General features: G+C 56.2%; 9 protein-coding genes. All 9 read left to right on the top strand.

Annotation, left to right across the window (positions count from 1 at the left end; all coding sequences use genetic code 11):
• Positions 1 to 37: 37 nt before the first annotated feature.
• Positions 38 to 697 carry a hypothetical protein gene (locus tag OEV49_00580; protein MDH3889551.1) on the top strand — a complete coding sequence of 220 codons (660 nt, stop codon included), beginning with the start codon at positions 38 to 40 and terminating at the stop codon, positions 695 to 697.
• Positions 698 to 853: 156 nt separating this feature from the next.
• Positions 854 to 5,674: a dockerin type I repeat-containing protein gene (locus OEV49_00575; GenBank protein MDH3889550.1), complete on the top strand. Its 4,821-nt coding sequence runs from the start codon at positions 854 to 856 to the stop codon at positions 5,672 to 5,674.
• Positions 5,675 to 5,912: 238 nt separating this feature from the next.
• Positions 5,913 to 6,572: a hypothetical protein gene (locus OEV49_00570; protein ID MDH3889549.1), complete on the top strand. Its 660-nt coding sequence runs from the start codon at positions 5,913 to 5,915 to the stop codon at positions 6,570 to 6,572.
• 147 nt (positions 6,573 to 6,719) lie between these two features.
• Positions 6,720 to 11,300 (top strand): hypothetical protein, encoded by a 4,581-nt coding sequence (locus OEV49_00565; GenBank protein MDH3889548.1) that lies wholly within the window; start codon positions 6,720 to 6,722, stop codon positions 11,298 to 11,300.
• Positions 11,301 to 11,566: 266 nt separating this feature from the next.
• The gene (locus OEV49_00560) at positions 11,567 to 12,778 is read left to right on the top strand and encodes a hypothetical protein (protein MDH3889547.1); all 1,212 of its coding nucleotides are present in this window, start codon (positions 11,567 to 11,569) and stop codon (positions 12,776 to 12,778) included.
• 274 nt (positions 12,779 to 13,052) lie between these two features.
• Complete coding sequence (locus OEV49_00555) at positions 13,053 to 16,742, top strand: FlgO family outer membrane protein (GenBank protein ID MDH3889546.1); 3,690 nt, start codon at positions 13,053 to 13,055, stop codon at positions 16,740 to 16,742.
• A gap of 166 nt (positions 16,743 to 16,908) precedes the next feature.
• Positions 16,909 to 18,168: a hypothetical protein gene (locus OEV49_00550; GenBank protein ID MDH3889545.1), complete on the top strand. Its 1,260-nt coding sequence runs from the start codon at positions 16,909 to 16,911 to the stop codon at positions 18,166 to 18,168.
• Between the two features lie 4 nt (positions 18,169 to 18,172).
• The gene (locus tag OEV49_00545) at positions 18,173 to 19,228 is read left to right on the top strand and encodes a hypothetical protein (protein ID MDH3889544.1); all 1,056 of its coding nucleotides are present in this window, start codon (positions 18,173 to 18,175) and stop codon (positions 19,226 to 19,228) included.
• Complete coding sequence (locus OEV49_00540; GenBank protein ID MDH3889543.1) at positions 19,221 to 21,854, top strand: CxxxxCH/CxxCH domain-containing protein; 2,634 nt, start codon at positions 19,221 to 19,223, stop codon at positions 21,852 to 21,854. Before OEV49_00545 ends, OEV49_00540 begins: the two co-directional genes overlap by 8 nt.
• Positions 21,855 to 21,862 lie beyond the last annotated feature (8 nt).

The raw sequence follows: 21,862 nt of genomic DNA, 5'->3' as shown, positions 1-21,862 counted from the left end.
GACAGTGAGGAAATCAAAAACTTATCCGGGACGCAGGATGAGAACAAGTTTAAGTGGCGATCTTCGCAAGAATCTGCTTTGTGCCGGCAGTTCGGCCTTGATGTTGGCCTTTGCCCACGTCCATGCTGAGTTGTGGTTTTTGGCCCTTTTTGCCTTGGTCCCGTTTTTGTGGCGACTCGGTTCCATCGACCGGCGCCAGGCCCCGCTCCTGGGGATGATGCTGGCTACAATCTATTTGGTCGCTACTTCGGCCGGTCGGCTGCCTGTTGCTCCGCTGGTTTTCTTGTCTGAGTTGGCGGCTCTCAATACTGCTTTTGCAGTTTTCGGCTTTGCTATCAATCGTCTCAGCGTGCGGATGGGTTTCAACCCTGTTCTGATTGCTCTGATCTGGTTCCCACTGGGTTTGCTATTGGCTCAGGTAGTCAATCTCGGCGATCTACTCCTGATTGAGCAGGCTGGACCTGAACTCCTGCTCGGATTTGGATCGCTGGCCGGAATTCTGCTGTGGTCTTCGATATTTGTTCTGTTCAATGGCCTGATTCTGCTGCTGGCGCGATATTTCAAACGTCAACTGTTCCGCCGTCCTTCGGTGCGCAGGGCTGTCCTTCGGCGGATATATATACCGGCCCAGGTTCTTCCTCTTTCGGTGCGCTGGGCCATAATCCCCAGCCGACGCGCCCCTCCCAGCCTCTCATAGAGAAGATGTTCTCTGCCCGAGATTGACTGATCGAGCGCCTTTAGGGCTCCGAACAGCTTGGGCCAGAACTACTACTCTTAAGTCGATTTTTACCGATTCCATACTGTATGGATTGGTATTCTCAGATTTTTGATTGAGAGGACAAAAATGCAAAGAGTGAAAACAATAATCCTAATGACGGCGATGGCAACCTTGTTGTGTTCGGTGGTAGCTTTTGCCTACCCACCTGCCGGCTACGACGTGGTGAACACGAGCGCCAACATATCCATCTATGATCCGCTTGATCCCAACGTGCTGTTGGAGGTTGTATCAATGGATGGGCGCGCGGTTATCTATCGGGGTGATCCCTACGATGCCGGTGGCGGCGTGATGACCATCGACACCCGTATGGACACGCTGTTGCTACGTGGCTTCAGCCTGAATTTCGGCGACTCGGTATTTGCCGTTCTGGACCGTAGCGGCCCGTTGTCGACCGGTCAGATTTGGCAACTCACAGCCGGAACCGATTTCCCGGCCGAGAGCTTTTTCGACGTATATTACAAATTGCACTTCGGTTCGGAACCGGCCAATCCCAGTCCGGGTGATGGCCCCGACGACGATGCTACTCGTCACGGCAGCTTCAACTATGATCTAAAGAGCCAATCAGGTTCTATAGTCTCAGGCAAAGCTGCACCGCTGACGAATAAACTACCCGCGCCCCGCCCGGCTCAGGAGACGTCTGACAAAGGCGCCCGCCAGGGGGGAGAGGACATAGGTTCGGCGGTGTTCCTGCCAACGATTCCGACTGTGACTGTCGGTACCACCTGCGGGTATACAAACGATTACGATGAGGTTTGTCCCTACACCGGGAGCACCGCGCCCGACGTGGTCTACGTAATCGACCCGCCGTTGGACACGTTCATAACCCTGTCGACCTGTTTCCCCGGGGGGTTTGACACCAAACTCTATGTGTATGAAAACACGTACACGCCCGGCGCGCCCTACGCCTGCAACGACGACGCCTGTCCGGATTATACCTCGATAATCAGTTGCATGCCGGTTTTGGCCAACGCCACTTACTACATTGTCGTTGACGGTTATGGCGCCGATTGCGGCGATTACGAACTGTCGGTGGAATACGCCGAGAACTGCGTGCCCTGTGTCATCGATTGCGATGCTGCTGCCTATCAAGAGGCGGAACCGTGCGGCAACGATGACAACGGCGGTTGTAACTCGACGCCCAATCAGTTTGAGCCGATTCAATGCGGGATGGATGTTTGCGGCACGGCCTGGGCCGACGGTGGTTCTCGTGACACCGACTGGTACTCGTTTACCCTCGCGTCAACGATGACAATAGAGCTGACGGGATCGGCCGAGTTCCCGTATGTGTTGGGCTTTGTCGACACCTCCGACTGTGCTCTGGCAGCGAGTGTCGACCCCGTGGCGGTCGGCCTGGCCTGTGACACTCAGACAGTGTCACGTGTCGCGGGACCAGGGACCTACTATGTCTTTATGGCCGTCAATGACTACAACAACTATCCCTGTGCCGACAACAACGATTATTTCTTCCAGCTTCGTTGTTTCGGCGGCGACCCGACTCCGGAGGACCCGCCGCACATGATCGACACTATCTGGCAGATTCCGCCACATGGTCGTGTCTATGTCGACCCTCGGAAGACGCCATTAATCGATCCTGCTACCGGCGACACTATCGCCTGGGTCTGGCATGAGCATATTGTTGATCCGCCCGATCCGGGTGAGGATACCGTTCCGACTATCGGTATCATGAATTACTGGGTCGGTCCCAATCCTCCGGGTGGCACTCAGCCGCCGGATGAGACCGTTGAGTTGGTCGGTGAAGCGATCATCAATCGCGGACCAGTCGAACAGGGGGAGAACGGACACACGATCCAGACAGAGATACTCTCGATGGACCTGACCGGTGAGTCTTCGCTGCTCGGTCCCATGATTCTGTCGCTGCCCTTCCCGGCACCAGGTCTGGTGACAGGGGTGGATACGGGCGGTCCGTACTTCCCGGCTGAGTCGTTCTTTGATGTTTACTATCAAGTCGAACTCCCGGCGCAGGGTCAAACAATCGAACCGATTCAGCCGCCGAGAATGCAAACACAAGTCGAGGCGTTGCCGCCGGTCGACAATCAGTATAACGACCTGGGCGGCGAACCGCATCCGATACACGATATCCAGAATCCGGGCGTGCCTATTGGCTGGGTACTGCCGATTCACTGGGTACAGCCACCACCGGATCCTCCTGACCCAACACCTGACCCGGATACGATTCCGACTATCGGAATTATGCCGGTCATTATCGGTCCGGCACAGCCGGCGCCTGATCAGAAGCCGGATGAGACTATTCATTTGTCCGGTGATGTTATCCTCCAGCGCGGCGTTGGATATGACGACCCGCCGAGTGGTCAGCACATTGTCGAAGTCGAGATTCTCCAGATGGATCTGACCGGTGAAAGCTCACTGTTCGGCCCGACAATTCTGTCGCTGCCATTCCCGGCGCCGGGTCAGATAACCACTCAGATCGGCGATCCTCTGTTCCCGGCTGAGTCGTTCTTCGACGTCTACTACGAGGTCGAACTGCCCGATCAGGGGCAGACGATTGCTCCTGACGGTGATCCGCCGCACATGCACGCGCAGATCAACGAAGTGCCGCCGAATAACGTGCAGTACGAGACCGATGGTTGGCAGCCGGTGTACGAGATTCAGAATCCGGGCGTCATCATAGGTTGGGTCTGGCCTATCCACTGGGTACAGCCTCCACCGCCACCACCGCCTGATCCGATTCCGACTATCGGTATTATGCCGGTTATTGTTGGACCTGATCCGCCCGCTGTCGGGCAGACTCCGGATGAGACTATCTTCCTGGGCGGTGACGCGGTTATTCAGCGTGGTTCACCGTATACCAATAATCAGGGCCAGACCGAGATTCAGACTGAGATGGTCCAGATGGATCTGACCGGTGAAAGCAGTCTGTTCGGTGGTGTCATTCTCTCGCTGCCGCAGGCCGCGCCTGGTCTGATAACTTCCGTCAATCCAGGGTCGGACTTCCCGGCCGAGTCGTTCTTCGACGTCTACTACGAGGTCGAACTGCCCGATCAGGGCCAGGTGATCCAGCCGGAAGACCCGGTTCGTATGCAGACTGAGATCAACGAGATTCCGCCTACGGACAACCAGTACCAGCCCGATGACTGGCATCCCATAGTGGATGTGCAGGGTACTGGTGGTATTATCGGTTGGATACAGCCGGTCCACTGGGTGCAGCCGCCTCCGACGGGCGCCTGCTGTGATACTAACACAGGATTCTGTGCCATCACGACCCAGACCGACTGTGAAGCGTCCAATCGTGAATACCAAGGCGACTTAACGACCTGTGTGCCCAACCCATGCGAGCAGCCGTGTACCGGCTGGCTGCCAGGAATCTCCAATGTTGCGTACACGTCGTTCCAGGTCGACATCTACGATCCGAACAACAACACTATCTTACTCGGTACGGCTTACGCCTTCGGTGTGGGTATGGTTGTGCAGCGCAATGCGCCTTACGAGGTCTCGCCGGGCATCTGGCGGATGGATACCGATATCCTGGCCTTCTCCGGCTCCGGCAACAGTCCGCTCTTGGGTGGAGCCTTCAGTATCGACCTCGACCCGAATGAGACTTCTACCGGCTATATCCAGATGTGCGATTCCTGTAACGACTTCTGGGCGGAGAGTCACTTCGATATCAAGTATCGGATACTCACCTCGTTGCCGTTCCCGAACAACTTCTACTACGGCAACGCTCTGATGGACCTGAATTGTGACCAGCAATGGAATCCGTACTCGGGTGGTACCGGAGACTTCGATCCACCCAACGGACACACCTATGTTGATCCGCGCAAGGTGCCCATACTTAACGAGAACGGTGAAGTGATCGGCTACACCATGAAGCGTCACCAGGTCGATAGGGAACCGATGGGCGCTTGTTGTGAAGCGCAGACCGAGCTCTGCTTCATCATGACTCAGGCCGATTGTGAAGCCTCTGGTGGTACGTACCAGGGCGACAATGTGGGTTGCGATCCGAATCCGTGTGATACCTGCGAAACCGGTTGGTTGCCGGGTCAGGATATAATCCCGTTGCACGACTTCCAAATCGACCTGTTCGATCCGACCGGTGTGTTGATAACGACGCTTCACGCTACCGGTAACAACATGGTTGTCCAGCGCAATGCGCCGTACCAGGAGTCGCCGGGTATATTCCGGATGGATACCGATATCCTTCAGCTGGACGGCTCCGGAGATGATCCGGTGCTGCTGGGACCGTTTGTCATCCAACTCGATCCTTCGCAACCTTCGGGTGGTTGGATTCGGATGTGCGATTCCTGCAACGACAACTGGGCCGAGAGTTTCTTCGATGTACACTGGGTCATAACCACATCGATGCCTTGGCCTATGGATGTGTTGCACGGACTGCCCGCACAGATGCACTTGAACTGTGGGCACCAGTGGAATCCGTTCCCGGGTGGCGTCTTCAGGCCGCCGTATGATCTGCCTTACGATGATCCACGACTTGTGGAGATATTCGACAACAACGGCCAACTCATCGGCTTTACCATGAAGTTGCACACCCCGCGTCCGGATGACGGCTGCTGCCAGCCGCCGGAGAGGATGCGTGGCGACATCAATTGCGATGGAGTGCCCGGCATGGATATCTCCGACCTCGTGTATCTGGTAGACTACATGTTTACCGGTGGTCCAGAGCCATGCTGCTTTGAGGATGCGGATGTTAACTGCGACGGCTCGATTGATATCAGCGATCTTGTCTACGTGGTTGATTACATGTTCACGGGTGGGCCGCAGCCATGCCGCTGTGACTGTCTTGACTGCTTGAGAGGCCAGACCCCCAGCGAGGTCGGTCTGGAAACCCTGCGCAAGTGGTCTTCACACACCACGCCGCGAAGTGTACCGCCAAGCTGTCGAACGGGCGCCGCTCGTTAGACTTAACTTAGTCCGATAATCCAAGCCCGGTGGGTTCGCCCCACCGGGCTTTTCTGTGCCCGCCACCAGCCGAAAAAAGACGTGCGCGGTCCCATTTTTTCCTTGACATCAAAGGCCCATGTAGGCTATATTCAAGCTGACCAACAGGATAACAATTGACAGGAATAGACGCAGACCACAACTGGTCTGTCTGTGCCGTCAGTTTTGCATCAGTTTGAGGACATTTGGAAGTTCATAAATGAATTCGCGCCTCAACAACCAACTTCGTACCAACCTACTTTGTGCCGGAAGTTCGGCCATAATGCTGACTTTTGCTCATGTCCATGCGCATTTATGGTTTGTGGCCTTGTTTGCGCTGGTCCCTTTCCTGTGGCGGCTGCCGTCGCTCAACCGAGGGCAATCTCCGCTTCTGGGTATGATGCTGGCGACAGTTTATATGGTCGCGGCCAATGCCGGGGAACTATCTGTAGCGCCGTTGGCTTTCGTGTACAAACTGGCGGCTATAAATCTGATCTTTGGCCTCTTCGGCCTGGCTATAAACCAACTTAGCAAGCGCATGGGATTCAATCCACTGGTGATCGCCCTGGTTTGGTTCCCGCTGGGCTTCTTGTTGGCCGGACTTGGCGGACCGTCCGAATCTCTGTTGATCGGCCAGACCGGGGGAGAGTTGATGGTCGGTTTCGGTTCGCTTATGGGCGTTTTGTTAGGGTCCGCCTTAATCCTGATGGCCAACGGTTTGGTTATCCTGCTGGCTCACTTCATACAGCGCCGCCTGCTAAGGCGCAGTTCGGTGCGTCGCGCCGAGTTGGGCCGTGTCAATATTTTCGATCAAGTATTGCCGATAACTCCACGCTGGGCCACAATACCCAGCCGGCGAGCCCCGCCTATCCTCCATTAGAACCTGACAACTTCCGCCTGAGCCGGAAGTAAGACAGCGAGAACCGAGCCGATTCTCTGATTTCAAAATAGACTATGTGGATCGGCAAGGTCTCGACCGACTTATAAAATACAAGTCGGAATTCTCAGTTTTCATTTAGAGGAAACAATGTCAAAAACAAAACTAACAATCTTGATACTGGCCGTCTGTACCATGGTCGGATCGGTAGCGGTAGCGCAGGATGCCTACCCGCCGTCCGGTTTCGACGTCGTGAACACGACAGCCGATGTGTCAATCTACGACCCGGCCGACTCCAATGTTTTGGTCGAGGTCGTGGCAATGGAAGGTCGCGCGGTGATTTTCCGCGGCAATCCATACACCGCGGCCGGGGATATTCTGACCATCGACACGCGCATGGATACGCTGTTGCTGGCCGGATTCAGTCTCACTCAGGGTGATTCGATATTCGCCACCCTGGACCGGAGCGGTCCCTTGTCGACCGGGCAGATACATCAGATCACGGCCCATGTCGATTTCCCGGCCGAGAGCTTTTTTGATGTCTATTACAAGCTCACTTTCGGTTCGGCGCCAAATCCGCCCAGCCCAGGGCAGGGGCCCAACGATGGAGCAACGTATCGCGGCAGTTTGGAATACGATCCAGTGAGTCAGTCCGCGGTGCTGTCAAAGGCAACGTCGGTCGGTTTTTCGACTGAGCATTCAGGGACCTATGAAGCCAATAAGGATGGCTCTGCGTTCTGCGTCGATTGCTCGTCATCGTGGAAGCCGGAGCTCGAGCCGTGTGGAGGCGATGATAACGGCGGCTGTAACATGCCGGTACCCACTTTTGAACCGATCGATTGTGGTGACACGATTTGTGGCACGGCCTGGGCCGATGGAGGATCACGTGATACCGATTGGTATGAATTCACCCTTACCGGACCCGTGTTTATCACCGTTACCGGTCAAGCCGATTTCGATTTTGTGCTCGGCTTTGTCGACACTGCCGATTGCGCTCTGGCCAGCTCGGTTGATCCGGCTGTGGCCGGTGCCGCGTGCGATGTCATCTCGACTTCACGCGTAGCCGGACCGGGCACCTACTGGGTGTTCGCCGCGCCGAATACCGGCACTGGGGTCAACTGCGGTCAGAACCATGAGTACTGGTTTGCCCTTGAGTGCACTCCTTTAGACTATAGACCCGACGAGCCGCCGCGCCTGGTGGATACGATCTGGCAGATTCCGCCGCACGGTCGTGTCTATAAGGACCCGAGGAGACGCCCGGTTATCGATCCCGTTACCGGCGACACACTCGGTTGGGTTTGGCACCGACATAACGTCAACCCGCCCGACTCGGCCAATGATACCGTTCCGACTACCGGAATAATGAACGTCTGGGTTGGCCCTAATCCTCCTGTCCCCGGTCAGCCTGCCGACGATGTAATTGAGCTTGAAGGTCAGGCCATAATTAAGCGCGATCCGCCGCAAACTGACCCGGCCAGCGGTCAACGCACGATTCAGACCGAGATTCTCTCGATGGATCTGGTTGGTCAGAGCCCCATGTTTGGCCAGACCATTCTGCAACTGCCACAGCCCGCTCCTGGTGAGATAAGAGGACAGTTGCCAAGCCCTCAGATGTTCCCGGCTGATGTCTTCTTCGATGTCGACTATGAAGTGTTCTTCCCTGAACTCGGGCATTCGATCATCCCCATGCAGCCACCGGTTATGCAGGCTCAAATTGAGGCAATTCCTCCGCCGAACACGCAGTTGACCACCAACGGTGAACCGCATCCGGTCGAGGACCCTCAGAGTCCAGGCGTGATTATCGGATGGGTGATACCTATTCACTGGGTACTGCCACCGCCGCCGGACCCGCCACCGCCACCGGATACAATTCCGACTATTGGCATTATGCCGCTAATCATGGGTCCGGTCCAACCTTCTCCTTCGCAACCGCCGGACGAGACTGTTGAATTGACAGGCCAGGCGATAATCCAGCGTCAGGCGCCGCAAACTGACCCGGCTACCGGTCAGCGCACCGTGCAGACCGAGATGCTGTCGATGGACCTTTCCGGCAGCAGCCCATCGTTAGGTGACCTCATTCTGAGTCTGCCATTGCCGTCTCCGGGCGAGATCAGGTCTCAGTCGCCGAGTTCAGACTTCCCGGCTGACGCCTTCTTCGATGTCTTCTTCGATGTCGAGGTGGTCGGTTTGGGACATCATGTAGTCTCGCCGGCTCCTATTCGCATGGCTTCGGTGATCAATGAGATTCCGCCGGTCGACAACCAGTTGACTACCCCCGACTGGCATCCCTTGGTCGATCCCTCAGATCCTGCCGGTGACACCCTTGGATGGACCCGGCCGATTCACTGGGTGAATCCGCCTACACCGACGGGCGCTTGTTGTGAGCAGGGCACCGGTTTATGCTTTATCACCACTGCTCAACAGTGTGCCGATGCGCAGGGTACCTATCAGGGCGACGGAACATCCTGCGTTCCTAATCCGTGTGACGACGACTGTCCCACTGGCTGGACACCGGGTATCGATACGATACTATTCTCGGCCTTCGAGATTGATGTCTTCGATCCCAACGACAACACTATCTACCTCGGTACCGCTTACGCCTTTGGCGCCGAGATGATCGTCCAGCGCAACGCCCCGTATTTGGAGACACCGGGTATCTGGCGTATGGATACCGACATCCTTCAATTCAGTGGCTCCGGCAACAGCCCGCTTCTGAGTGGTGCGTTTACTGTGGGACTCGATCCCAACGGGAACGCGGGTGGATACATTCGGATGTGCGACAGTTGTAACGACAACTGGGCCGAGAGCTTCTTCGATATCGATTACCAGCTCTCGACTACTCAAGCTCCTCCGAATAACCTGCTCTTCGGCAACGCTCAGATGGAGCTGCCTTGCTCCGAAGGATGGGATCCGTCCGCGCCTCCGCACGGTCACACCTATAATGATCCGCGCAAGGTGCCGATCTTGAACGCGGCCGGCGAGATCATCGGATACACCATGAAGCGTCACCATGTAGCCGACGATGAGTTAGGCGCATGTTGTGACCTGGCTACCGGTGCATGCCGTATGACCACGGCAGCCGATTGCGATCCCGCAACCGAAGCCTGGCAGGGCGCCAACACGACCTGCTTCCCCAACCCGTGCATCTGCACAGGCTGGACGCCGGGAATCGATACCATTCTGTACTCAACCTTCGAGGTCGAGTTGTTTGATCCGACCGACAGCACCGTCTCGCTCGGGACGCTTACCGCGTTTGGAGTCAACATGATCGTCCAGCGCGGAGTGCCTTATGAGCCGGTCCCTGGCTCTGGTATATGGCGTATGGACACCGATATTCTCCAATTCGGTGGTAATGGTATCAGTCCGCTTACAGGTGGCGCCTTCACCTTACAACTCGATCCGGATCTGATTTCGGGTGGCTTCATCCAGATGTGCGACAGTTGTAACGACAACTGGGCTGAGAGCTTCTTCGATATCAACTACCGGATACTGACATCGCTGCCGCCTCCGGAGAACATCCTGAAGGGCAACGCCCAGATGCGTCTGCCGTGCGAGGAACAGTGGGATCCGTTCCCTGGTGGTGTCTTCACACCTCCGAACGGTCACCAATATGTTGATCCGCGCAAGGTGCCGATCTACGACGCCGACGGCAATCTCATCGGTTACACCTGGAAGAAGCACCGGGTCGATAAAGACCCGATGGGTGCCTGTTGTGAACCCCAGGGCGGTATCCTCTGCTTTATCGCCACGGCTGCTGAGTGTGAAGCTATCGGCGGCGTCTACAACGGTGACGGCACGGTCTGTGTCCCGAATCCGTGTGACACCGGATGCGGTACCGGATGGACACCGGGTGTCGATACGATCCCGACACACGACTTCGAGATCGAACTGTACGACAACACCGGTACTATCCTGTTGACTACCCTGATGGCCACAGGTAACAACATGGTGGTGGTGCGTACAGCGCCGTTCCTGGTCTCACCTGGATTCTACCGTATGGGTACTCAGGTAGTCGAGTTCAGCGGCGCCGGCAGTGATCCGGTATTAGGTGGACCGTTCGAAATCCATCTCAATCCGAATCTGATATCGGGTGGTTACATCCAGATGTGCGACAGTTGTAACGACAACTGGGCGGAGAGTTTCTTTGACATCTTCTATGTCATAACGACTACTCTACCGTTCCCGATGGACTCGTTGTTCGGCGATCCGGCCCAGATGCATCTGTCCTGTGCGGGTAACTGGGATCCGTTCTCCGGTGGTGCCTTCACCCCGCCGTTCGATATCCCATACTTTGACCCGCGCATCGTGCCGATCTTCGACCACAACGGTACGGTAATCGGACAAACTCGCAAACAGCACACCCCGATTCCTCCGGGTGGCTGCTGCCAGCCTCCGGATAGAATTCGCGGCGACATCAACTGTGACGGATTCCTCGGTATCGACATATCCGACCTCGTGTACCTGGTAGACTACATGTTTACCGGTGGCCCGCAGCCATGCTGCTTCGAGGACGTCGATGTCAACTGTGACGGATCAATCGACATTAGTGATCTCGTTTACGTTGTTGACTATATGTTCACCGGTGGTCCGCAGCCATGTCGCTGTGATTGCCTGGATTGTGGTAAGTCGAGTGACGCCTCAGAGATCGGCAAGGAGACTGTTCGCAAGTGGTCTTCACACGCCGTTCCTGCGGTTGCTGCGACCGGCTGTCGAACGGGTGCTGCTCGCTAGTCAGCAATTAGATCGATAGTAACAGCCCGGTGGGTTCGCCCCGCCGGGCTTCTTTTGTGTGGGCCTGGACAAACTTACCTCCGACATCCTATCGAGGACTCGCTTGGGCCCTGAGTTTTTATTGACACATCGTGGATTAGCAAGTATATTTCTTCGTACGCAGAAGTGATTCTCACGATTTCTCGTTTCTGCGTTTTGTTGATCCGGAGCAGTCGCTTTGCCGCCTTGAGATTTGCAACCACGAAGTGTCACCATGAGGAGGAGACATGCTGAACAGAGTGCTCGGCTCCAACAGGATTTCCACGTTAGCAGTCATTTGCTTGTCACTAGCCAATTCTTGTCTGGCTGGTGGAGCGGCTTGGGATGATCCTATTATGGCCACTCCACAAACACCGGACGACAGCGGATGGTGCATAAACGGCACTCATCCGTTCATACTGACCGACGACTGGACCAGCCAGGTCAACGGCAATCTCAAAGGACTCCAGTTTTGGGGATCATGGATGAACGGTACGGCCGGGCAGATTGACTCGTTTCATTTGCGTATGTTCAGCAACAATCCCGGGTCGTTGCACGATTGGCCCAGCGCCCTACTGTGGGAGACAGTGATTCCAATTGCGAATGTGGCAGTCTTGACGATTGACCCTACGGCAATACACGGCTGGCACCAGCCATATCAGGAATCCTACACCGATGATGACTACTCGCAGTACTTTCAATACATTGTTCAGTTGGCCCAGGAGCAGTGGTTCGAAGTCGGCTGTGGCGTAGAATACTGGCTGTCGGTGTCGGCCTATGTGAGCGGCGATGGTGACCCTCAGTGGGGATGGCTGTCCACAGCCCTGCAAGCCGGTGATGCTTCAATGGCGGCCGAAAATACACCGTTCAACTGGTTGCGCCTGGCTGTGCCGCCGGCTGTTTACGATTACATCCCCGGCAATGCAGACGGCTCAGGCTGGGTCGATATGTCCGATCTTGTGTACCTGTCTGACTTTCTGTCCACCGGCGGCCCGCCGCCGCCCTACACTGTACCAGGGGTCGATCCGCCGTTCTATGCCGGTGCAGACGCCAACAGCGACTGTGAGGTAGACGGCGCGGATTTGGAGTTTATTCAATTGATGTTCGATGGAGGGGGATACACAATGGGATGTTACCTATATCCATCACGTTTCTTCGGTGACTCGCTCGATCTGTCATTCGTTGTCACCGGTGAGTCGCAAGTATGCTGTAAGGGTGCCGGGCGCGGCGATTTCGCCTGTGACGGTGATGACGTGATCGATATTTCTGATCTGGTCGCCTTTGTGGACTGGATGTTCAACAGTGGTCCCGGTCCGTGTTGCGTGGAAGAGTGGAATATCAACGGCAGTTACGGTTGTATGGTGGATTGTGAAGCCGAGTGTGATATCGACATTGCCGATCTCGTATACCTGGTGGACTGGATGTTCAATTCCGGTCCGGCCCCGGCGCCATGTCCATAGTAGTGGATACACTCTCGTAAAATTCAAGCCCGGTGGGTTCGCCCCGCCGGGCTTTTTTTGTGGCCGGAACTCTGGCTTGAAAATTCCCGCCGAACCTTGGCCGTCCTCATTCGTATCTACAATTAAACGCAGGCGCCAAGGCCGAGCGCCTCAGGATGTCGGCAGTCGTCGATATGATTGTGCGAACTTTTGGTCTTGCCAATCGAATCGATAGATGCGTATCCTGTGGCCGTGCGCCCACGACGGACCCCGCAATGTTTGTACAGGACTATGTATGTCTGACGAAAAACATGATGACAATACGCGAACTCATTTCGTGCCGGTATCCGGTGCGCTGGTAGCCCACTATCGGATCGTAGAGAAAATCGGCGCCGGTGGTATGGGCGAGGTGTTCCTTGCCGAGGATACCGAACTTGATCGCAAAGTCGCGTTGAAATTCCTGCCGGCCCACCTAACCGCCGATGATGACTTTGCGGCTCGTTTCAAACGGGAAGCTCAGGCCGCCGCCAAGTTGAACCATCCCAGCATAGTCACTGTTCATGAAGTCTCAGAGCATCGGGGACGGCCGTTCATGGCTATGGAATATGTCGAGGGCAGGCCCCTGTCTGCGGTAACGGCCGACGAAAAGCTGTCTACCGACAGGATTATTGATCTGGCTATTCAGATATGCGACGGATTGGGCAAGGCGCACGATGCCGGCGTGGTCCATCGTGATATCAAACCGTCCAATATCGTTTTGGACTCAGACCTCCGTCCCCGACTGCTGGATTTCGGTCTGGCCACTCTTCGCGGCAGCCAGAGTATTACCGAGCGGGGTTCGACAATCGGTACCGCCGCCTACATGTCGCCGGAACAGGTCCAGGGAGAAACGGTTGACGAGCGATCCGACTTGTACTCACTCGGGGTCACTCTCTACGAATTGATCACCGGCCAGGCGCCGTTTCGTCGGGACAACCATGCGGCTACCATGCAGGCCATTGTTACCGAACTTCCTGACCCGCTGGCCCGTTATCGCTCTGATATCACCGAAGACCTGCAACGGATCGTGGCCAAACTGATGGAGAAAGACCCCCAGATGCGCTACCAGAGTGCGGCCGGGGTTGTGTCCGACCTGAAACTGCTTCAACGGGACTTGAGTTCGGGCAGCTACTCGTTGTCCGGAGTCACCCAGCGGTATCAAACCCAGAAGCGGAAGCGGCAGCGACTGTACGTTATGTCGTTCGCCGTGGTGGCGGCTGCCATCCTGGTCTTGGTGCTTAATCCGTTCAACCTGCAGTTGGGCGGTTCCGGGGGCGTCAATGCAGCCGAAAACGCTCTGGCTGTATTGCATTTTGAAAACCTATCCGATATCGAGGATGAGGAGCGGTTGGGGCAAATCCTTCAGGAGTTAGTCATCACCGATCTCTCAGGTCTGGGTTCGATAAAACTGATCAGTAGCCAGCGCCTGTTCGACGTGCAAAAGCAGCTCGGTTTTCGCGACCGCAACCGAATCGATCCTGCCGCCGCCAGTGAAGTCGCGACCAAAGCCGGTGCCCGAACCATGTTGACGGGAAACCTGATGCGGATGAAAGATCAGTGGGTGGTGACTTGTCAGTTGATCGACTTGTCAGACGGCACGATCATCAAGTCGCACAAGATTGATGGCAATGACTTGTATGCAATGGTTGATGACCTTACCGGGCGGGTGCGGCAGTATCTGGTGTTTACTGAAGCTGAGAGCGCGGCCGTCGATCTATCTATACGCGACAAAACCAGTTCATCGATACAGGCCTACCGGCATTATCTGGCCGGGATTGACTTTCTGGGTGAAACTGAATATACCAAGGCCATCTCCGAATTCCAGTTGGCCGTCAAAATCGATCCCCAGTTCAACCAGGCGTATTACAAGATGGCTATCGCCCAGTGGTGGCAGGAGGATGTCGCATCCGGACGCGGACTTGAGTCGATTCGCACGCTGCTCGCCCAGGGACAATACTCATCCCCACGGGAGAAGAGTCTCCTGGAGGCGGCGACCCTTCTTATCGAGCAACGTTATGCCGACGCCGAGACAGTGTATGATCAATTGACCGATCAGTACGCGGACGACAAAGAATGCTGGTATGGACTGGGCGAGGCGTTGTACCACACGAGCAACTCAAAACGTGCTGAAGCCCTGGCCGCATTTGAAACAGCGATCGGGTTAGACGCCGGTTTTGTGTTGGCTTATCGCCACGTTTTTGATGTTTACGAACAGAGGCAGGATTACGAGCGCTATAGCGAGGCCGCGCGAAAGTTGATCGCCGCCGCCCCCCACGCTCCGGCCGGGTATCGGTACCTGTCCCAGGCCGCAATAGCCGTTGGGGACTCTACAATTGTGGATCAAGCTCTCAGCGAGGCGCTAAGGCGTCATCCATCCGACGCAGACAGACGACGATTATTCTCGGCCGTCGCCGATGGCTGTAATACTGTTGGTCAGTATGAAAAAGCTGAAAGCTATGTTCTGCGGGCAATCGCATTGGATACCGACAGTAGCGATGCCACCGCTTGGTGCAGCTACGGTCGGACCTTGTTTGGACTCAGACGTTACGATGAAGCGAACCTGGCCTATCTGCAATCGGTGCGAAGTGACAGCACCTATCGTCGTGCCTGGGATGGTCTGGCTAATCTGGCTTACAATCGGAGAGACTTCGCCAATGCCATAAAATATGCCCGCAAGGAGTGCCGACTGGGCGCAGGCTCTCCAAATTCATGGCGGTTCTTGATCCACATGTGCGAGAGGGCGCACCGATCTGCTGAGGCCGATTCCGCTTTCGAGGAGGGGTGGCGTACTATCTCCACTGCGGCCGGCAAGATCAACCTGATCGCCGATGTGGCGCAATTGTATGCAAGTTCGGACCGTCGTCGCCATCGGGCCGCCGAAGTGATCAAACGTGGCTATCCCATAGTAACATCCAACACCAAGGCGAAACTACTGGTGGTCGATGCCCAGGTCTGTCTCAACGCCAGGCTCTATGACAGCGCCGAACAACTGGCGCTTGAGGCTATCGAGGCTGATGCACAGCGGACAATCAGCGATTGGGCCAGAGCCGTCGTTTTTGATGCCGCCATCTATCGCGGCGATTGGGCGCAGGCGGAAGAAGTTTATGCAAACGAACCAATGGTGGGCAGCGACAAGAATCGATATTCGCAGCAATTGCAACTTCTTGTTTATTCCGAACGGTTCGACCAGGTGGGCGAATTGCTGCAAACAGCTCTGGACAGTTGTCCGTCGCTAAATGCTCAATTTGAGTTGTTGAATAATGTCAGCTATTACTTTAGTCAAACAGGCCAATACGATCTTGCCCTGAAGCACTACCAACGAGCAAATAACCACAGTCCTCACAAGCTCTGGATCCTGGACCGCATAGGCCGGATGCAGACGTACTTGAATGACTACGATGCGGCCGAACAGACACTTCGTGGCGCTTTGCAGCAGGATTCGACACGGTTGTTCTCCAAACTGTATTTGTCCAGAGTGTTCTATCTGCAAGGGAGATTCAACGATGCTCTACCCTGGGCACAGGCGGCCTACCGGCAGGACAGCGTCACGGTCACTGTCGGGCGCAACCTTGGTTACCTTTACAGTTATCAGGGCGAGTTCGGGCAGGCAATTGATTACGCAGAAAGCGCCTTGGCCAGGGATAGTTCGTTCTACAGCCACAATCTTCTTGGCTGGGTCTTAGCCGCCGGTGATATGGACAACGAGCGCGCCATCGATCTGGCCAACTACGCCGTCGCCAACCCACCTCTCAATGATCCGTTCGATCGATGGGCCACCGATTATTTGTTTGTCCCACTGCCTCAACACACCCTGGGTGTCGCTTACATGAATAAGGGTGATTTCAAGATTGCTTTGGAGAATCTTGAACAAGCCGCGCGGATTCGTCCGAACGACCAACGAGTTGCGGACGATCTGCGGGAGTGCCGGTCCAGACTGGGAAGCTAATCCACATCCGCACATGCACCCATAGCTCATCGAGCACGATCCACGATCTATGCGCATGACAGCGTTCCATGCAAGTAAAACTTGACAACGAGTACCTCACGGTTGCATCTCATAGCAGGTTAGCTGAGTAGCATCGATATGTTGTGTGGTGACAAGAGAGGTGTTGTTGAAACTGAAGGTCACACGTTCATGTAGGCGGCACGGCGCCAGGTGGGTTTGTCTTCTGCTGCTGCCGATTCTTCCGGCTATCTTTCCGGTAGAAAGTACGGCGGCGGTCAGCCTGAAGGGAACGCTTACCACTGAGTTTTATGGACGCACAACCGCCGGTAGTGAACATTTCAGACCGTATCAGTCGCTCCGGGCTCAGATGCGCTTACACGACAGCCGCCATGGGAGTATTGCGTTCAAAACATACTCACGCTGGACGACCGATATCCTTGATGCCGGTCCCGATGATCCGCAGTTCTTTGTATATGATGCATACTTACGCTATCAGACCCCGCGCAGAGTCGCGGAGCTGTCGGTAGGACGGCAGTTTGTCTTCAGCGGTGCAGGAAGTGACTTGCTGGACGGCGTCCGGCTGCGAATAGGGCCCTATCGAAAGGCAAAGCTGGAACTGTTGGCTGGTAGTTCGGTGGATCGGCTCGATCCGGAGACCGTTCGCTCACTTGCAGACTTCTTGGTGATGGGTGGGCGGCTCTCGTACAAACCTATCGCTGCCTTGCCGCTGGGATTAAGTTGGCACCGGCGTGAGAACGACGGAGTGTTATCCTTTCATCGCCTCGGCCTGGACGGCAGTTATTCATGGCGACAATTTCGCATGTATGGACGCTTAGCTCGCAACATGATCGACGAGAGCTTCGCCACCGTCCTGTTTCGCACCGGCTATCGCAATCGTCCCTGGCAGTTCTCGGCGGAGTATCTCTATCGCGAACCATCGGTGTCAGCCAATTCGGTTTTCAGTCTGATAGAGGCGCGCTCGTGGCGTCAGTTGCGTCTGACGGGACAACGGTCGCTGCCCCGGCGTCTGAGGCTGAACAGTCAACTTCAGGTCGGGCTGTTTGAAGACTCGGAGACCTGGCGGTTTGGTGTCGGGCTATCCACCGCTGTCTGGCGGGTCGATTGGTTTCATCAAAGCGGACGAGGTGGCGACAACAATTCATTGCGTGGGTCCATCAGGTCCAATCCTGTCCACGGCTGGACGCTATACGGCAGCGCTTCACTGGGTCGCTATCGTGTTCAGGAGCAACAGCAGGATCACAGTGACGCCCACGCCATCAGTGTCGGAGCATCGCGGCGTGTAGCGGGGTGCTACGATTTGAGGGTAGAGGCGCAACTTCTTCGCAACGCGGTTCAAAGCAACGATACCAGACTATACCTGCGCCTCAGCCGCGGCTTTGCCGTTGGTGCCGAAGGGGGAAACTGATCTGATGAGACACGTATACATTTTTCTTGCGGCTCTTGCGACAACCTGCGGAATCGTCTGGGCGGCGGGGATTGTGCCCGAAGCGCGATTGGTGGTGCCGGAAAGTGATCTGTTGTTCTCCCACGATCTTCATGTGACCGACCAGGAGATCGAGTGCGCTGACTGCCACATAGACATAGAATCCAGCCAACAAGCCGGCGACAAAAACCTGCCCACGATGGACGAATGCAGCGCCTGTCACGATGTTGAGGACGAGGAAAACTGTTATCAATGTCATCGACACCCGGACGAGCCTGAGGAATTGGTCAACCCGGAACGTCCAATACTGTTTAATCATGCAAAGCATATCGGCGCCGGGACGGCATGTGCCTACTGTCACGCCGGAGTCTCAACCAGTGAGCGATCCAGCCAGGCCCACCTGCCGAAGATGGCTCTCTGCATGGAATGTCATAATGGCACCAAGGCGGACGACGATTGCGCCCTCTGCCATGGCGCTCTAATCACTTTGGCCGACATACATCCCGACGACTGGCGACACCGGCACGGTGATCGAGCCGCTCTCGAAACCAGTTGGTGCGTTGGCTGTCACCAGCATGAGACGGCCTGTTTGCAATGCCACCGTGGTGACAACCTCACCGGCCATATTCACGATCTGAATTACTTTTTTACTCACGGATTGGATGCGCAAAGCCGACAGACCGAGTGCGGACGATGTCACAACACACGAAGTTTCTGCAACGGCTGCCACGAAAGCGAACGTCGCATGCCGCTGAGACATTCGACGTTGTCGTGGACGATGGAACATGGCGCAGCGGCCCGAGCCGATGTTGAAAACTGCGCCGCCTGTCACGACTCGAACGACCCAACCTGCGCTCGCGGCGGTTGTCATTCGGATTTCGATGGTGTGCGCGGAACCGATGCGGCCATTCACGATCCGGGATCGGCTCGCTTCGATGATGAACACGGTCCGTGGCATGATGACCGCGGATATTTCTGCTATCAATGCCACACCAGCACCGACGAACGCGGACTTGGCTTCTGTGGGTACTGCCATGACTGATATGGTTTTCCATCGTTCGCTCAGAACCGGCCACTACCGCAAGAATGTAGCCTGGGTACTTGGCCTTTGGCTGATGGTGTGCATCACACTTTTGTGCGGTTGCAGTGATCAAAAAACCACGTCTACACTGCCCGGCACCCATCCCGGTGCCTGGATGGACAAGAGTTCGTCTGACTTTCACGGTCGCGTAGTGACAGCCGGCAGTTCAGAGAGTTGTCGAGAATGTCATGGTGCCGACTTTGACGGTGGCGAGGTGCAGGTGTCGTGCATCGATTGTCATATCGAGAAAGGTGCCTGCGTTACCTGTCACGGAGGCCGAGACAACGCTACCGGGGCGCCACCGACGGGTCTGCACGGGGAGATATACGACACAACGATTGCCGTCGGCGCCCACACCGAGCACCTGACGGCGTCGGATATTGCGACCGCCGTGAGTTGTGACGCCTGCCACCTGGTGCCGGTGGTGGCATCCGACAGTGGACATCTCGGGATTGACTCGATCGCCGAAATAATCTGGCACGGCATCAGCGATGCCGGGACGGCCGTGTGGGACCGTGAGAGCCGGACCTGCCGGAACACCTATTGCCATGGTGATTTTTCAGGCGGCAACGCCGGCAACGCGCCGCTATGGACAGCTACCGGACAGGCCGAGTGTGGAAGTTGCCACGATGACGGCGCGAATCCGCAGCGCCTCGGTTGGAAACACGCTTTTCATGTCGGAACGGTTGGGCTTGGTTGCGTTGAGTGTCATGCCACCGTAATTGATACCGCGCTACAGATCACGAATCTAAATCTGCATGTCAACGGAGTCGTCGATACGCTGACAAGGGACACCACCGTTTGCAATGTTTGCCATGGTGCCGGTGTTGATGCGTGTACCGCCTGTCATGGAGGTGTTGATAATGCCACCGGCGCGCCGCCCACCGGACTTGAAGGAGAGAGTGCGACAACCGACCTGGCCGTGGGTGCGCACACCGCGCATCTCGAAGACGGTGAGATTGCGGCGGCATTCGAGTGTGGAAGCTGCCATAACGTTCCGACCAACGTTCAGGATTTGGGCCATCTCGGTGCTGATTCGGTGGCCGAGATCAATTTCGGCGGAATCGCCGGCGGGCAATCGGTGTGGGGTCGGGCTGCGGCCACCTGCGAGCAAACGTACTGCCATGGTAGTTTCTCAGGCGGTGACCCTTCCAACGCTCCCGTCTGGACGTCCGGTGGTCAGGCCGACTGCGGTTCATGTCATGACGTCGGCGTCGATCCAGGGAAGATCGGCGGTATCCATGAGTTTCATATTACATCAGCCGGTTTCACCTGCGGTGATTGCCATGCCCGCGTGGCCGACAGACTGGGCAACATTATCGATATTACTCTGCACGTCAACGGGGAGGTCGACCTGCTGACACTCGATCACGACGCCTGCAACGTATGCCACGAACAGGGCACCGCCCATTGCACAGATTGCCACGGCGGCGACGACAACCAAACCGGCGCGCCACCTTCGGGTATCGAGGGGGAAACGGCCACGACCGATCTTGCAGTGGGGGCGCATACCGCGCACGTCGAGAGCAGCACGCTGGCCGGTGCCATCGAATGCGATGAGTGTCATGTGACACCGGCCGCGGCGGTCGATCCGGATCATTTTGGAATCGACTCGGTGGCCGAGATCACTTGGGGCGCCACGGCCGGTGATCAGTCGATATGGGACCGGGTAAATGCGACCTGTGAGCAGACCTATTGTCATGGCAACTTCAACGGCGGTATTGTTGGCAATGTGCCTGTCTGGACATCGTCCGACCCGGCCTCCTGCGGTTCGTGCCACGATGTCGGTGCGCAACCTTCCGACTTGCGCTGGAAACACCAGTTCCATGTCGAGGTTGCTTCGCTAAAATGCGGCGATTGCCATGCATCCGTCGTGGACACACTGCTGAATATCACCGATCCATCTCTGCATGTGAACGGTATCATCGATACCTTGACGCGAGACGTGGTAGTCTGTAGTAGTTGCCACGGTGGTGGTTCCGGTACTTGCACTTTGTGCCACGGCGGCGCTGATAACCAAACGGGCGCTCCGCCGTTGGGCATAAGTGGCGAAACAGCAACCTCTCAATTGGCCGTCGGTGCCCACACGATTCATTTGGATGGTGGTCCTATGGCTGTTGGATTTAGTTGTACCGAGTGTCATGTCACGCCGCTTGCATGGGACGATCCCGAGCATTTCGGACCGGACGGCATCGCCGAGGTTACTTTCGGACCTCTCGCCGGGCCGAACGCTACGTGGAGCCGCGACGATTCAAGCTGCGCCGACACTTACTGCCATGGAGATTTCCCGGGCGGCAACAACAGCCAGTCTCCTCCCTGGACCGAGTCCGGCATAGACCTATGCGGCAGTTGTCATGACTTCGGAGCCCATCCGGCACGTTTATCCGGACGACACGAAAAGCACGTTGTGGACAAGGATGTCGAATGTTACCAGTGTCACTCGACCACAGTAGATGCCTCTCTCAACCTCGTTGAAAAATGGGTGCATGTCGATGGTGAGAATACGATCAGCTTTTCATCCGGTCAGGGCGTCTGGGCCAACGGTGAGTGCACCAACACCGGATGTCACGGCAGAGAAAGCTGGTAGGCTTCGGC

The sequence above is a fragment of the Candidatus Zixiibacteriota bacterium genome (assembly GCA_029860345.1).
In the GTDB taxonomy this organism is placed as follows: Bacteria; Zixibacteria; MSB-5A5; order GN15; family FEB-12; genus JAJRTA01.
This window is presented reverse-complemented; position numbering and strand designations above follow the sequence as displayed.

What these genes read in the sequence shown, in the direction of transcription:
- OEV49_00545 (MDH3889544.1), top strand. Translation starts at nt 18,173, where the DNA reads ATGAGACACGTATACATTTTTCTTGCGGCTCTTGCGACAACCTGCGGA.
- OEV49_00555 (MDH3889546.1), top strand. Translation starts at nt 13,053, where the DNA reads ATGTCTGACGAAAAACATGATGACAATACGCGAACTCATTTCGTGCCG.
- OEV49_00570 (MDH3889549.1), top strand. Translation starts at nt 5,913, where the DNA reads ATGAATTCGCGCCTCAACAACCAACTTCGTACCAACCTACTTTGTGCC.
- OEV49_00565 (MDH3889548.1), top strand. Translation starts at nt 6,720, where the DNA reads ATGTCAAAAACAAAACTAACAATCTTGATACTGGCCGTCTGTACCATG.
- OEV49_00580 (MDH3889551.1), top strand. Translation starts at nt 38, where the DNA reads ATGAGAACAAGTTTAAGTGGCGATCTTCGCAAGAATCTGCTTTGTGCC.
- OEV49_00560 (MDH3889547.1), top strand. Translation starts at nt 11,567, where the DNA reads ATGCTGAACAGAGTGCTCGGCTCCAACAGGATTTCCACGTTAGCAGTC.
- OEV49_00540 (MDH3889543.1), top strand. Translation starts at nt 19,221, where the DNA reads ATGACTGATATGGTTTTCCATCGTTCGCTCAGAACCGGCCACTACCGC.